This is a genomic window from Sphingomonas faeni (assembly GCF_040407495.1).
Lineage (GTDB): Bacteria > Pseudomonadota > Alphaproteobacteria > Sphingomonadales > Sphingomonadaceae > Sphingomonas > Sphingomonas faeni_D.
Window position 1 is genome coordinate 120,744 of the sequence record NZ_JAPZPP010000001.1, and the last position, 12,185, is coordinate 132,928.

Annotated in this window: 14 protein-coding genes and 1 other RNA gene; 11 read left to right on the forward strand and 4 right to left on the reverse strand. The window is 64.8% G+C overall.

Going from position 1 to position 12,185, the window contains the following annotated elements:
* Positions 1-16 precede the first annotated feature (16 nt).
* From O6W96_RS00600 to O6W96_RS00625, 6 genes are all read left to right on the forward strand, one after another.
* Complete coding sequence (locus O6W96_RS00600; RefSeq protein WP_353466644.1) at positions 17-358, forward strand: hypothetical protein; 342 nt, start codon at positions 17-19, stop codon at positions 356-358.
* Positions 359-439: 81 nt separating this feature from the next.
* The gene (locus tag O6W96_RS00605; RefSeq protein WP_107963614.1) at positions 440-679 is read left to right on the forward strand and encodes a hypothetical protein; all 240 of its coding nucleotides are present in this window, start codon (positions 440-442) and stop codon (positions 677-679) included.
* A 61-nt stretch (positions 680-740) separates the two neighbouring features.
* Positions 741-834: signal recognition particle sRNA small type (gene ffs, locus O6W96_RS00610), an RNA gene on the forward strand.
* A 338-nt stretch (positions 835-1,172) separates the two neighbouring features.
* Positions 1,173-2,867, forward strand: coding sequence for a DNA polymerase III subunit gamma/tau (locus tag O6W96_RS00615; RefSeq protein ID WP_353467779.1), 1,695 nt, complete (start codon positions 1,173-1,175; stop codon positions 2,865-2,867).
* Positions 2,864-3,187, forward strand: coding sequence for a YbaB/EbfC family nucleoid-associated protein (locus tag O6W96_RS00620; RefSeq protein WP_353467780.1), 324 nt, complete (start codon positions 2,864-2,866; stop codon positions 3,185-3,187). The genes O6W96_RS00615 and O6W96_RS00620 overlap by 4 nt, the downstream gene beginning before the upstream one ends.
* An 83-nt stretch (positions 3,188-3,270) precedes the next feature.
* Positions 3,271-3,513: a hypothetical protein gene (locus O6W96_RS00625; protein WP_353467781.1), complete on the forward strand. Its 243-nt coding sequence runs from the start codon at positions 3,271-3,273 to the stop codon at positions 3,511-3,513.
* Positions 3,514-3,729: 216 nt separating this feature from the next.
* Here O6W96_RS00625 and mtgA read toward each other — a convergent pair whose 3' ends face one another.
* From mtgA to O6W96_RS00645, 4 genes are all read right to left on the reverse strand, one after another.
* A complete protein-coding gene (gene mtgA, locus O6W96_RS00630) occupies positions 3,730-4,401 on the reverse strand; it encodes a monofunctional biosynthetic peptidoglycan transglycosylase (protein ID WP_353467782.1) in 672 nt (223 codons plus the stop codon).
* 9 nt (positions 4,402-4,410) lie between these two features.
* Positions 4,411-5,682 carry a flavin monoamine oxidase family protein gene (locus O6W96_RS00635; RefSeq protein ID WP_353467783.1) on the reverse strand — a complete coding sequence of 424 codons (1,272 nt, stop codon included), beginning with the start codon at positions 5,680-5,682 and terminating at the stop codon, positions 4,411-4,413.
* Between the two features lies 1 nt (position 5,683).
* Positions 5,684-6,586 carry an RNA polymerase sigma factor RpoH gene (gene rpoH / locus O6W96_RS00640; protein WP_056048373.1) on the reverse strand — a complete coding sequence of 301 codons (903 nt, stop codon included), beginning with the start codon at positions 6,584-6,586 and terminating at the stop codon, positions 5,684-5,686.
* A gap of 78 nt (positions 6,587-6,664) precedes the next feature.
* On the reverse strand, positions 6,665-7,612 hold the full coding sequence (locus tag O6W96_RS00645; RefSeq protein ID WP_353467784.1) for an RluA family pseudouridine synthase: 948 nt from the start codon (positions 7,610-7,612) through the stop codon (positions 6,665-6,667).
* A gap of 17 nt (positions 7,613-7,629) precedes the next feature.
* On the opposite strand from O6W96_RS00645, the gene O6W96_RS00650 reads away from it, so the two are divergent.
* The 5 genes from O6W96_RS00650 to O6W96_RS00670 all read left to right on the forward strand — a co-directional run bounded on the left by O6W96_RS00650 (position 7,630) and on the right by O6W96_RS00670 (position 12,177).
* On the forward strand, positions 7,630-8,034 hold the full coding sequence (locus O6W96_RS00650; protein WP_353467785.1) for a M67 family metallopeptidase: 405 nt from the start codon (positions 7,630-7,632) through the stop codon (positions 8,032-8,034).
* 101 nt (positions 8,035-8,135) lie between these two features.
* Positions 8,136-8,780 carry a histidine phosphotransferase family protein gene (locus O6W96_RS00655; RefSeq protein ID WP_353467786.1) on the forward strand — a complete coding sequence of 215 codons (645 nt, stop codon included), beginning with the start codon at positions 8,136-8,138 and terminating at the stop codon, positions 8,778-8,780.
* Positions 8,781-8,984: 204 nt separating this feature from the next.
* A complete protein-coding gene (locus O6W96_RS00660) occupies positions 8,985-11,300 on the forward strand; it encodes a chemotaxis protein CheA (RefSeq protein WP_353467787.1) in 2,316 nt (771 codons plus the stop codon).
* The gene (locus O6W96_RS00665; RefSeq protein ID WP_353467788.1) at positions 11,297-11,725 is read left to right on the forward strand and encodes a chemotaxis protein CheW; all 429 of its coding nucleotides are present in this window, start codon (positions 11,297-11,299) and stop codon (positions 11,723-11,725) included. Before O6W96_RS00660 ends, O6W96_RS00665 begins: the two co-directional genes overlap by 4 nt.
* An 86-nt stretch (positions 11,726-11,811) precedes the next feature.
* A complete protein-coding gene (locus O6W96_RS00670) occupies positions 11,812-12,177 on the forward strand; it encodes a response regulator (RefSeq protein ID WP_353467789.1) in 366 nt (121 codons plus the stop codon).
* Positions 12,178-12,185: the final 8 nt, after the last annotated feature.

Sequence of the window (12,185 nt, forward strand, 5' to 3'; positions counted from 1 at the left end):
GAGAGGAGTACCGGACATGAAGATCATCGCAATGTTCGCCGCTGGCGCCTTGGCCGCGGGGACTCTGTTCGCCGCGGCACCCGCCGATGCGCAGCGCCACGGCTGGGACGGCCCCCGCCACGGCGGCGGCTGGCACGACGACCGCGGACGGCATGGCAATCGCGGCTGGCGCGGCGACCGTGGCTGGCGCGGTGGAGATCGTGGCTACCGTGGCTATGGCGGCGGGTATCGTGGCGACTACGGCTACCGCGGCGGCGGCTACGGCTATCGCGGACCTCGCGGATACGGCCGCTCGCGCGTCGTCTGCCGGATTGAGCGTGGCTATTACGGCCCGGTTCGTCGCTGCTTCCACCGCTGATCCGGAACCGTAACGACCATATTTAGTTTGGTAACATAGGTTGCCGGGCTCGGGAGGGCCCGCACCCAGTAGGAGATTATCATGAAGTTGTTCACCCTCGCTGCCGCCGGTCTCGTCGCCCTCACCGGTCTTGCCCCCGTCGGGATCGCCGCCGAAGCCTCGGCACAGCGCACCGTCGTTCACGAGCGGACCGTGGTTCGCCATGACGATCGCCGCCCCGGCTACCGTCGTCACGCTGTGCGCACGCGCCAGGTTTGCCGCAACGTCTATCGCAACCATCACCGCCAGCGCGTCTGCCGCACGGTCCGCGTTAGCCGCTAATCGAATAGCCGCTAACGTTAAAGCGGCTTGATCATCCCGCCCGACCCCGCCATATGCGCCGCGGGAGTCGGGCGGACGTGGTCGTCGCCAACTTGGTCAGATCCGGAAGGAAGCAGCCACAACGACTCAGCTACGGGTCGTCCCGGCTCCCACCGCGAATGCCAGAAGACTGGCATGAGCGCGGTCAGCGGCGCAAAGCGCCGACTGACGATGCGGCTTAGCCGCAGCGCACTCCTAAACTTCTCCTGAACTCGTCGACCCCGCAAAAATCTATTGCGGCCCTCGATGTTCCCGAAACGTTCCGAATCACTGTCCTACGGCGAAACGCTGTGCCAAGATCAGCCCATGCCCCGCACGCCCTCCGCAATCAGCCCCGCGCCAAGCCCCCCCCGGACCCTCTCTGCGAGCGAAGTGCAGACCTCTCCCAGCGTCTGCACTTCCTATACGTCACTCCCCTTCGACAGCACGCGCAGCACCCGCTATGACGACCGCAATGTCAGATTCCTTCGACCTGGGCGAACCCCCGCAGCCGGCTAAAACACCGGATGCCCCCGCCTACCGCGTGCTAGCGCGCAAATACCGACCGCAGACCTTTTCCGAGCTGATCGGGCAGGACGCGATGGTCCAGACGCTCGGCAACGCGATCAAGCGCGATCGGCTCGCGCACGCGTTCCTGATGACCGGCGTCCGCGGCGTGGGAAAAACCTCTACCGCACGCTTGATCGCCAAGGCACTCAACTGCATCGGCCCTGACGGCGACGGTGGCCCGACGATCGACCCCTGCGGGGTCTGCGAACCCTGCCGCGCGATCGCCGAGGGTCGCCACATCGACGTGATCGAGATGGACGCCGCGAGCCACACCGGCGTCGACGACGTCCGCGAGATCATCGACGCGTCGCGCTATTCGGCGGTCACTGCACGCTTCAAGATCTACATCATCGACGAAGTCCACATGCTGTCGAAGAACGCGTTCAACGCGTTGCTCAAGACGTTGGAGGAGCCACCTCCCCATGTGAAATTCCTGTTCGCGACCACCGAAGTGAACAAGGTCCCGGTGACGGTCCTGTCGCGCTGCCAGCGCTTCGATCTGCGCCGTATTTCCGCCGAACAGCTCGCCAAGCACTTCGCCTGGGTCTCGACCGAAGAGGGCGTTACCGCCGATCCCGAGGCGCTGATGCTGATCGCACGCGCCGCGGAAGGCTCCGCGCGCGACGGGCTGTCGATCCTCGACCAGGCGATCGCGCATGCCGGGCTCGAAGGCGGCGGCATCACGGCGGACGCGGTCCGCCAGATGCTCGGCCTGTCCGATCGCGGCGCAGTCCGCGACTTGTTGACGCTGATCCTCGCCGGTGACGGGGCAGGGGCGCTCGCCTCGATGCGCCGCCAATATGATTACGGCGTCGATCCACTGTCGGTGCTCCGCTCGCTGCTCGAAACCGTCCACGGCATCACGCTGACCAAGGTCGGCACGCCGGCGGACGCTGCGCAGCCGATGGAGGAACGTGCGGCACGCGAGGAATGGGCGGCATCGCTCGGCTACCCCGCGCTTCACCGTTTGTGGCAGTTGTTCCTCAAGGGCCATGATGAAGTCGCCAAGGCCGCGCTGCCGATCGAGGCTGCGGAGATGGCGCTGTTGCGCGCGATCTACGCCTCGACGCTGCCCGACCCCGGCGAGCTTGCCCGCCAGATCGCCAGCGGTACGACACCCGCGGCTGCACCAACGGCGCCGCTGCCACCTACACCTCCTTCCGGCGAAGCGCCGCCCTGGAACGCTGGATCCGCTGCGAAGGCGCCCGAACCCGTCGCGACCGGCCCGATCCTGCCGCCGACGTTCGAGGCGCTGGTCGATCTGCTCGACGAATCAGGCGGTCTCGCGATCGCCGCGCGCCTTCGTCACGGCGCACGGATCGTCAGTTACTCGCCGCCCGAATTCGTCCTCAGCGGCAGCCGCCCGGTCTCGGCAGACACGCTCGCCGAACTGAACACGCTATTAAAGAGCGTGACGCGGACCGCGTGGAAGGTGTCGATCGTCGACGCCCCCGGCGAGCCGACGCTGCGCGAGGCGCAGGACGCTGCCGATGCCGCGGTGCGCCAAGCCATTCTCGAATCCCCCATCATGAAGGCCGCGGTGGCAGCGTTTCCCGACGCCCAGCTAGAATCATGGCCCGGTCAAAGGAGCAACGCATGAAGAATATCGATGAAATCCTAGCGATGGCGCAGAACGTCCAGAGCGAGATGGAAAAGGCGCAGGCCAATCTCGACACGATCGAGGTCGAGGGCGCGTCGGGCGGCGGTCTCGTCAAGGTAAAGGCGTCCGCCAAGGGCCGCATCATTAACATCGCGATCGACGATTCGCTGATGCAGGTCAGCGAGAAGCAGATGCTCGAGGACCTTCTCACCGCCGCATTCAACGACGCGCGTGCCAAGGCAGATGCGGTGTCGGGAACCGAGATGTCGAAGATGACCAGCGGCCTGCAACTGCCGCCTGGGTTCAAGCTGCCCTTCTGAACCGTTTCGGTTGGGTCGTTTCGGCGCGGGAACAATCGTTATTCGGCCAGCGTTGCGCTTTCCAGTAAACAGGGAGAGTGAACATGGCCGAAGAGCGCATCGTCGAAACGCCGACCACCCACACCACGATCATCGAACGCCGCGGCGGCGGCAGCGGCATGCTGATCGGCATCGTCCTGCTGATCGCAGTCCTGATCGGCGGCTATTATCTGTTCAGCCGCCAAGGCGCACAGAACAGCAAGGACGCGGCCATCACCTCGGCGGCGAAGAGCGTCGGCGGTGCAGCCGACAAAGCCGGCGACGCGGTCGAAAAGTCGACGCAGTAAATTAGAGTATTTCCCGCGAAGTCGGAGACTCAGACTGGGGTTCCGCCTTCGCGGGAGAGCAAAGGGCCGTGCGGAATTTAGGCCACCACCCCGGCGAAGGCCGGGGCCCAGTTGGGAGACATAACTGATTGAGCATTGCGCTTCATCACAGCAAACTTTCCAACTGGGCCCCGGCCTTCGCCCGGGTGGTGTCCACAGTGGAGCGTTTTGGCGCCCTCACCGCAAACAGCTATCCAATCCATCGCTCCGAACCACCGAAACCCTCCGCGACAGCGTGTTCCCATGCTTGCGCACAAAACCATGAGGATCGATCGCAGCCCGCTTCTTAGGCAACGGTAGGACAGCCGCGATCCGCCCCGCCTCCGTCGGCGACAGCCGCGACGCATCGTGATTGAAATACCGGATTGCCCCGGCGTTCGCGCCGTACGTCCCGATCCCGGTCTCGGCGATGTTGAGATACACCTCCATGATCCGGCGCTTCGGCCACATGGCCTCGATCAGGACGGTGAAATACGCCTCGAACGCCTTCCGAACATAGCCGCCGCCCTGGAACAGGAACGCGTTCTTCGCGGTCTGTTGGCTGATTGTCGACCCACCCCGGAGCCGGCCGCCCTGCGCATTGCGCGCCGCCGCGCCTGCCATCGCCTTGAAATCGAAGCCGTGATGCGAACAAAACCGCGCATCCTCGCCGGCGATCGCCGCGCGCGCCATGTCCGGATCCATTTCCGAAAGCGGCATCCAGTCCTTGGTTACGCCGTGGCCGTTGAGGACGTCGCCCATCATCGTCCAAGTGAATGGCACCGGCACGAAACGGTAGATGCCGACCCACGCAACCGTGATCAGGACGAAGGCGAAGACGATCTTGGCGGCGATGCGGATAGGGCCCATCGCCGCTCCTTATGCGATCGCTGCGGCCTCGCCAATGACCGCGCGGGCCGCGGTCACGCCGGTTTCGTACGCGCCGTGCGCGGTAGAGAAGTCGATCGCGTGGCATGCTTCGCCGGCGAAGTGGATACGGCCGTCGACCGAGGCGGCGAGGACGGCGCGCTGACCGGCCCGGCCAATCCGCGCATGGCTATAGCTTCCGCCGATATAGGGTTCGTGGCGCCAGCGGGTTGCGACAAGCGGCGTGAAGCGATTGCGCCAGTCGCTGCCGAGCAATCCCACCAGTTCGTCGATGGCGAACTGTGCCGCATCGCCGTCCTCCAGCATCTCCGCGCAGTCACCGCCGAAGAAGCTCTCGACGATCGGCCAGCCGAATGGTGACAGGCGGTGGCTGGCCGTGCAGGCGCTGTACGGGTTGCCGATCAGGTGTGCGTTGGTCGGCCATTCGAAGCGGTCGGCGTGGAGGAACACCTTGTCCGCGAGCCCGAGCGGGAGGTCGGCGGCGGCGGCGTGCTTGTCGGGGAGCGGGGGGTCGAAGACGATCTGCGACCTGGCGAGGACAGTGGTGGGGATGCAGACGATGACGTGGTCCGCCTCGATCGTGCCTGCTGAGGTGTCGAGTTTGATGCGATGGCCGCCGTGATCAATGCGCGTTACCGGCGTCGAGAGGCGAACGTTCAGGCCCGCAGCGTGGCTGGCGACGAGCGTGCCGTAGCCTTCCTTCACCGTCCAGTTGTCGTCGGTGGCGGCTTCTTCGTAGGCGGCCCAGTCGTGGAGCGAGACTTGCGCGAGGTTTGCGCCATTGGCGTAGCCGGAGATCGCGTCGATCTTTGGGCGCCATTTGTCGTTGGTGGCGATGAAGTCGGAGAGGGGGCGGTCGGGGCCTTCGAGGGCGGCAAGGGCGCGTTCGTTCCAGCCTTGGTAAGCTGTTGCAGAGGCGGACTGGTCTTCCGGCGGAAAACCAAGATCGCGCCACTGGGTGCGCCAATTGGCGTCGGAACGGTCTACGGTAAAGCCCGATCTTTCCGCGATCTCGGTCCAAGGATTGCGCTGGGCGGAGTGTAGCCAGCCGCAACCAGCGTCGACATGTTCCCCTGCGAAGGCGGGGGTCCAGTCTGGGCTCCCGCCTTCCCGAGGGAACAACGCGGCGAGGGACAGGCTGTGGGCGCGGCCACCTAAGCAATTGCTGGCTTCGATCAGCAGGGCCTCATGCCCCGCATCGTGCAGCGTCCTTGCTGCAGCGATGCCGGCCGCACCGCCGCCAATGACGACGGTGCGCGCCATATTACGCCGCCAGCAGGCGCTTCTCGCCGGCGATACGCATCATCGCCTTTTGCAGCTTCTCGAACGCACGCACCTCGATCTGCCGCACACGCTCGCGCGACACGCCATAGACCTGCGACAGTTCCTCAAGCGTCTTGGGATCGTCGGTCAGGCGACGCTCCGTCAGGATATGCTGCTCGCGCTCGTTGAGGTCGTCCATCGCCGACACCAGCATCGAGTGGCGAACGTCAGCCTCCTGCGCGTCGGCGACGATCTTGTCCTGCAGCGGCGCGTCGTCCTGCAGCCAATCCTGCCACTGGCCTTCGCCGTCTTCGCGCATCGGCACGTTGAGCGACGTGTCGCCACCCATCGCCATGCGGCGGTTCATGCTGACGACGTCGGTCTCGGCGACACCCAGGTCGGTGGCGATCTTGGTGACGTGCTCAGGACGCAGATCGCCATCCTCGAACGCATCGAGACGGCTCTTCATCCGGCGCAGGTTGAAGAACAATTTCTTCTGCGCGGCGGTGGTGCCCATCTTCACGAGGCTCCACGAGCGCAGGATGTACTCCTGGATCGAGGCGCGAATCCACCACATCGCGTAGGTGGCGAGACGGAAGCCACGCTCGGGCTCGAACTTCTTCACGCCCTGCATGAGGCCAATATTGCCCTCGGAGATCAGTTCCGACGTTGGCAGGCCATAGCCGCGATAGCCCATCGCGATCTTCGCCACGAGGCGGAGATGCGAGGTTACCAACTGCGCTGCAGCCTCGGTATCGCCATGCTCCTGGAAGCGCTTGGCGAGCATATATTCCTGCTCGGGTTTCAGGAGCGGGAATTTCTTGATTTCAGCGAGATAGCGATTGAGACCCGCCTCGCTGCCGAGCGCAGGAATCGTCGCTGGAACGTTGGAGCGGGCTGCCATTGTCGTAATCCCTTTCTGCTGACCCCGATTGCCGCACCGCGGCCCCCGATTGCCGCGTTGCGGCATAGTGTCGATTATCTATACGTGAAGCTGGGTGAACAGTTCCTGCATGTCTGCGGGCATTTCGCTATCGAACGCCAAAGCGATGCTTTTCACCGGATGGATGAACCCCAAATGCGCCGCGTGCAAGGCCTGCCGGCGGAAACCGAGCGTTTCGAGCAGCGACTTCTGAGCTTGCTTTGTTCTACCATAGACCGGATCGCCCAGCAATGCGTGGCCGAGCGACGCCATATGCACGCGTACCTGGTGGGTGCGCCCGGTCTCTAGCCGGCACTCGATCAGCGCCGCATTGCGTAGCGTCGTGATCGTCGAGAAATGCGTCACCGCACGTTTGCCGCCCTCGACGATCGCGATCTTCTTGCGGTTCTGCGGACTCCGCGCGAGCGGTGCGTTGACCGTGCCGCTCGGGGGGCGGGGGATGCCGCCTACGATGGCCTTGTAGCGGCGGTCGATGCTGTGGTCGTGGAACTGCCTGGCTAGCCCTTCGTGAGCTCGATCGGTCTTGGCGGCGATCATCAGCCCCGACGTATCCTTGTCGATGCGGTGGACGATGCCGGGCCGCGCGACGCCGCCGATCCCCGAGAGGTTGCCGGCACAGTGGTGGAGCAGCGCGTTGACGAGCGTGCCGTCGAAATTGCCTGCGGCAGGGTGGACGACGAGCCCGGCAGGCTTGTCGATCACGATCAGGTCGTCGTCTTCGTAGGCGACGACGAGTGGAATATCCTGCGCTTCGTTGTGCAGCGGCGTCGGCGGAGGGATCGCGACCGAAAACACCTGGCCTGCCGCCGCCTTCTTCGCCGAATCGCGCCATTCGCGACCATTGAGCGTCACTTGCCCCGCGGCGATCAACGCCTTTAGCCGCTCGCGCGACATGTCGGGCAGCACTTCGGCGAGCGCACGATCCAACCTCCAACCATCAACGGCCGGCGTGATCGATGCTTCGACGATGGAAACCCCCCGGTCCATGTCGTAGCGATGTGGCGATGAGCGTGACGATTTCAAGCGAATTGCTGCGGCGGTTGGTCGCAGAGGCGGCTGCGTCGCCGAATGCGGAGGTCTGCGGGCTGTTGTTCGAGGCGACCGGGCGGATCGACGCGGCCGAGGCGTGCGCGAACGTGGCGGCGAACCCCGAACGGATGTTCGAGATCGATCCGGCTGCGTTGTTCGTCGCGCATCGGCGCGCGCGATCGGGCGGGATGGCGGTGATCGGGCATTATCACTCGCATCCATCCGGCTTGCCCGTTCCGTCTCCTCGCGACGCTGCTCAGGCGATGGGGGATGGGGCGGTCTGGGTCATCCTGGGTGCCGACGTCGCTCGGGCTTGGAGATCGGTCGAGGTGGGCGCGTTCGTCGAGGAGGCGATCGAGCAGATCACTCCCTCTGCGTAGATCAGGGAGGACCATCCGCAACCTGTAACACGCGGCTTCGAACCACACTTGCGCGTCGTTCGCGCCCTCGTCAGAAGACACACTGTATTTAGGGGATTTTCATGACGGTCAGCCCGGTCGATTTCGCGAGCCTGCTCTGTTCGCGCCTGTGTCACGACCTGCTGTCGCCGGTGGGTGCGCTCAACAACGGGCTTGAGCTGCTTGCAGACGAGACCGACCCCGCAATGCGCGAGCGGGTCATGGAACTGCTTGCAGACAGCGCGCGTGCGTCCGCCAGCAAGCTCAAATTCTTTCGCTTGGCATTCGGCGCGGCTGGCGGTTTCGGCGAGCTGGTCGACACGCAGGAGGCACGGAACGCGATCGAGGGACTGGTCGCGCAGAACAAGCGGATCGATTTTGTCTGGGCTGTCGAGACAACCGCAATGCCCAAATCGGCAGTCAAGGTCCTGCTGAACCTCGCACTGATCGCGACCGAATCGCTGGTTCGCGGCGGCACGATGGAGGTCGGCGGCGAGGACAATGACGGCCAACTCGAAATCGTCGTGAAGGTCGAGGGCGGACGCATCGTCCTGGATCCAGAGATCCGCCGGACGCTGGTCGAGGGCGCAGGCGAGCACGCTGTGACCCCACGCGCCGCGGCGGCGTATATGATCAACACGCTCGTGAGAGATGCCGGCGGTACGGTGATTGTGTCCGAACCTGCCGACGGGATCATGATCTTCGGCGCGGTATTCAAGGCCCTGTAGAGACGTCCAAATGCTCCCTCGCTAGGGGGCGCTCAAGGTGACGGAGGGGAAGCCAGGGAACGTCGGTTTCCGTATTTTTCTTCTGTTCGGCAAAGGCCCCGCCACCTGTCCTTCGTGGCTGAGGTTCGAAAAGACTCGCTCCCCCAGAGCTAACGGCCCCTTAACCTCCACCATGCATGACGGGATCTCGAAGGCGGGACCCGCATGGACGATCTGTTACAGGAATTCATTGCCGAGACGCGCGAAACGCTGGAGGCGATCTCCGGCGAGATCGTTGCATGGGAACTCGCCCCTGCCGATAGCGCCCGCCTCGATGCGATCTTCCGCTTCGTCCACACCGTCAAGGGAAGCTGCGGATTCCTCGATCTGCCTCGGCTCGCGCGGCTGAGCCATGCGGCAGAGGACGTGTTGGCCGCCGTACGCGACGGCAAGCGGACGCCGGATACCGCGCTCGTCGACGCGGTACTCGGCATCGTCGACCGGATCGCGCAAATCGTCGATGCGATCGATACGGGTACGGTACTGGACGGATCGGGCGAGGATCTGTTGATCGCTGCGCTCGCTCCCGTTTCGCAACCCATGGTTGGGCTCGCTCCCACTGCGCAACCCATGGCACCCGCTGCCGTTGTGCCCGTCGGGCGTAGCGCCAGTCGCAGTGTCCGGTTGAACGTCGACCTGCTCGATCACATGATGAGCGGCATGTCCGAGATGGTGCTCGCGCGTAACGAGCTTGCCCGGCGGCTGCGCGACAGCGATGTCGATCCCAAGGTCGAGGCGGCGCTGGAACGACTGTCGCTGACTGTCGCCGACATGCGCGACACGGTCACCCGGACCCGGATGCAGAAAGTCGACGCGCTGTTTTCGGCGCTACCGCGGATGGTGCGCGATACCAGTGCGGAGCTGTGCAAGGCGGTCAACCTCGTGATCGAGGGCGCCGACGTCGAGCTCGATCGCGAGATGATCGAGCTGATGCGCGACCCGCTCGTCCATATTATCCGCAATTCGATCGACCACGGGATCGAGACGCCGATGGCACGCCGCGCGGCGGGTAAGCCGGAGTCGGGTCGGTTGGTCGTCTCTGCGCGCCAGTCGGGCAACCAGATCCTGATCGAGGTGAGCGACGATGGGCAAGGCGTCGACGTCGCGCGGATCGTCGCCAAGGCCTCGGAGAAAAAGCTTCACACGCCGACCGAGCTTGCGGCGATGAGCGAGTCGTCGCGGCTCGACCTGATTTTCGCGCCGGGGCTGTCGAGCCGCGACACGGTGACCGCTATCTCTGGGCGGGGCGTCGGCATGGACGTGGTACGCGCCAATATCGAGCAGATCGGCGGGCGGATCATGCTCACGAACGATCCCGGGCGCGGTCTGCGGATCGTCATCCATGTGCCGCTGACGCTGTCGATCCTTTCCACGATCATCGTCGGTGTCGGTACGCAGCGGTTCGCATTGCCACGCCAGGCGATCGAGGAAATCGTGATGGTGCGGGGCGCTGCCGTACGGATCGACACGATCGGCGACGCAGCCGCCGTCACGGTCCGCGGCAGGCGCATGCCGCTGGTGTCGCTCGGGCGGCTCTTCAACCTGAATGAGAACCCGCCGCCCACACTCGTGATCGTGTCGACGCGCGAAGGCGATTACGCGCTTGGCGTCGACACCGTGCTCGATACCGAGGAGCTGGTGGTCAAGCCTGCTTCGCCCGCGGTGATGGCGACCGGCGTGTATGCGGGCAAGACCTTGCCTGATAACGGCCTGCCGATGCTGTTGCTCGACGCATCGGGTATCGCAGCGGTCGCCGGGCTGCGCTTCATGCCAGTGGTTGCCGAGTCGAACGATGTCGAGGAGGTCGTGCCGGGTGTCCCTGCGTTGCTGTTCGACGATCTCGACGGATGCCGTCGTGTGATCGCGCTGGCGGTAATCGACCGTGTCGAGCCGGTACCGATCGAGGCGATCCGCTGGTCGGGCGGGGCGATGCGCCTTTCGATCGGCAACTGCATCATCCCGCTCCACGCCGTCGCTGCGTTCGGCACACGTACCGAGGTCGCGGTCCTGCGGCTGACCGATGGTGAGAGCGAGATGGCCTATGCGATTGCCGAGGCAATCGAAATTGTTACTCTTCCTGTCGCAATGGCGCCCGCGCGGGGCACAGGGCCCATTGCTGGCGTGGTATCCATCGCGGGCGAGCAGATCGAGCTGGTCGATCCACATGCGCTGTTCGCCGGCCAGCCGGTAACGCTTGCTGCGTTGCCGGTATGCCTTTTGCAGGTCGACGGATCGGGGTGGATGGAAACGTTCCTGAAGCCTGCGCTGGAGGCGTCCGGCTATCGCTGCGTAACGGCGCTGGCGGCAGGCGAGACGGCCGTCGTGGCGCTGGCGATGGAGGATACGCCCGTCCGCGAGACGATGGCGCCGGTAGTGACATTGCGCCGGACGCGGACCGCGGAGGGGGACGATGATGCGACCATCTATCGCTACGATAGGCCCGCGTTGATTGCCGCACTAGCGGCACGGAGGGCGATGTGAGCGAACTGTTCCTCGTGGCGCATATCGCGGGACGCGGCGTCGCGATCGCCGCTGCCCAGGTCGATTCGGTCGTCGATATCGGCGAGATCGTCGCGGTGCCGCGGGCGGATGCGTTCGTCCGTGGCCTCGCGGCGCTGCGTAGTCGCGTGGTGACGGTAATCGATACCGGTACCGCGCTCGGCCTGGAACCCACGCCCGACGCCGTCCGTCGCGCGGTTATCACTGTCGTCGAGGGCCATCATTATGCGATCCTCGTCGACTCGGTCGAAGACGTCGCCCCGTTCGCGCGATTGCCTCTGTCGTCGGGGTTGGCGCTGCATCGTGGGTGGGCGACGGCGGGCACCGGCATCGTCGAGCGCGACGGTGAACCGTTGCTGATCCTGGATCTCGCTGCCGTCGTTCCTGCAACTACGCTGGCAGCCTGATACGCGAACTGAAATTTTACGCTGCTTAACCCGGCGCTTACGCTTTTCACTGTAAGCCAGCGCCACGAATTCCCGGAAGGCTTTCCATGAAGACCTGTCTCGTCGTCGATGATTCAAAGGTGATCCGCAAGGTCGCGCGCCACATCCTGGAAACGCTGGACTTCACCGTTTCCGAAGCCTGCGACGGTCGCGAGGCGCTGGCATCGTGCATGGCGTCGATCCCCGACGTAATCCTGCTCGACTGGAACATGCCGGTGATGAGCGGGATGGATTTCCTGCGCGCTTTGAGGGAGGCCGACGTGCCGCGCCGGCCCAAGGTCGTGTTCTGCACCACGGAAAACGGCATGGCGTATATCCGCGCGGCGATCGAGGCTGGCGCCGATGAGTACGTCATGAAGCCGTTCGATCGCGACACGCTCGAATCGAAGCTCCAGATCGTCGGCATGGCCTGATCCGGTCG

Coding starts and splice junctions, on each gene's coding strand:
- O6W96_RS00600 (WP_353466644.1), top strand. CDS start 17: ATGAAGATCATCGCAATGTTCGCCGCTGGCGCCTTGGCCGCGGGGACT.
- O6W96_RS00605 (WP_107963614.1), top strand. CDS start 440: ATGAAGTTGTTCACCCTCGCTGCCGCCGGTCTCGTCGCCCTCACCGGT.
- O6W96_RS00615 (WP_353467779.1), top strand. CDS start 1,173: ATGTCAGATTCCTTCGACCTGGGCGAACCCCCGCAGCCGGCTAAAACA.
- O6W96_RS00620 (WP_353467780.1), top strand. CDS start 2,864: ATGAAGAATATCGATGAAATCCTAGCGATGGCGCAGAACGTCCAGAGC.
- O6W96_RS00625 (WP_353467781.1), top strand. CDS start 3,271: ATGGCCGAAGAGCGCATCGTCGAAACGCCGACCACCCACACCACGATC.
- mtgA (WP_353467782.1), bottom strand. CDS start 4,401: ATGGGCCCTATCCGCATCGCCGCCAAGATCGTCTTCGCCTTCGTCCTG.
- O6W96_RS00635 (WP_353467783.1), bottom strand. CDS start 5,682: ATGGCGCGCACCGTCGTCATTGGCGGCGGTGCGGCCGGCATCGCTGCA.
- rpoH (WP_056048373.1), bottom strand. CDS start 6,586: ATGGCAGCCCGCTCCAACGTTCCAGCGACGATTCCTGCGCTCGGCAGC.
- O6W96_RS00645 (WP_353467784.1), bottom strand. CDS start 7,612: ATGGACCGGGGGGTTTCCATCGTCGAAGCATCGATCACGCCGGCCGTT.
- O6W96_RS00650 (WP_353467785.1), top strand. CDS start 7,630: ATGAGCGTGACGATTTCAAGCGAATTGCTGCGGCGGTTGGTCGCAGAG.
- O6W96_RS00655 (WP_353467786.1), top strand. CDS start 8,136: ATGACGGTCAGCCCGGTCGATTTCGCGAGCCTGCTCTGTTCGCGCCTG.
- O6W96_RS00660 (WP_353467787.1), top strand. CDS start 8,985: ATGGACGATCTGTTACAGGAATTCATTGCCGAGACGCGCGAAACGCTG.
- O6W96_RS00670 (WP_353467789.1), top strand. CDS start 11,812: ATGAAGACCTGTCTCGTCGTCGATGATTCAAAGGTGATCCGCAAGGTC.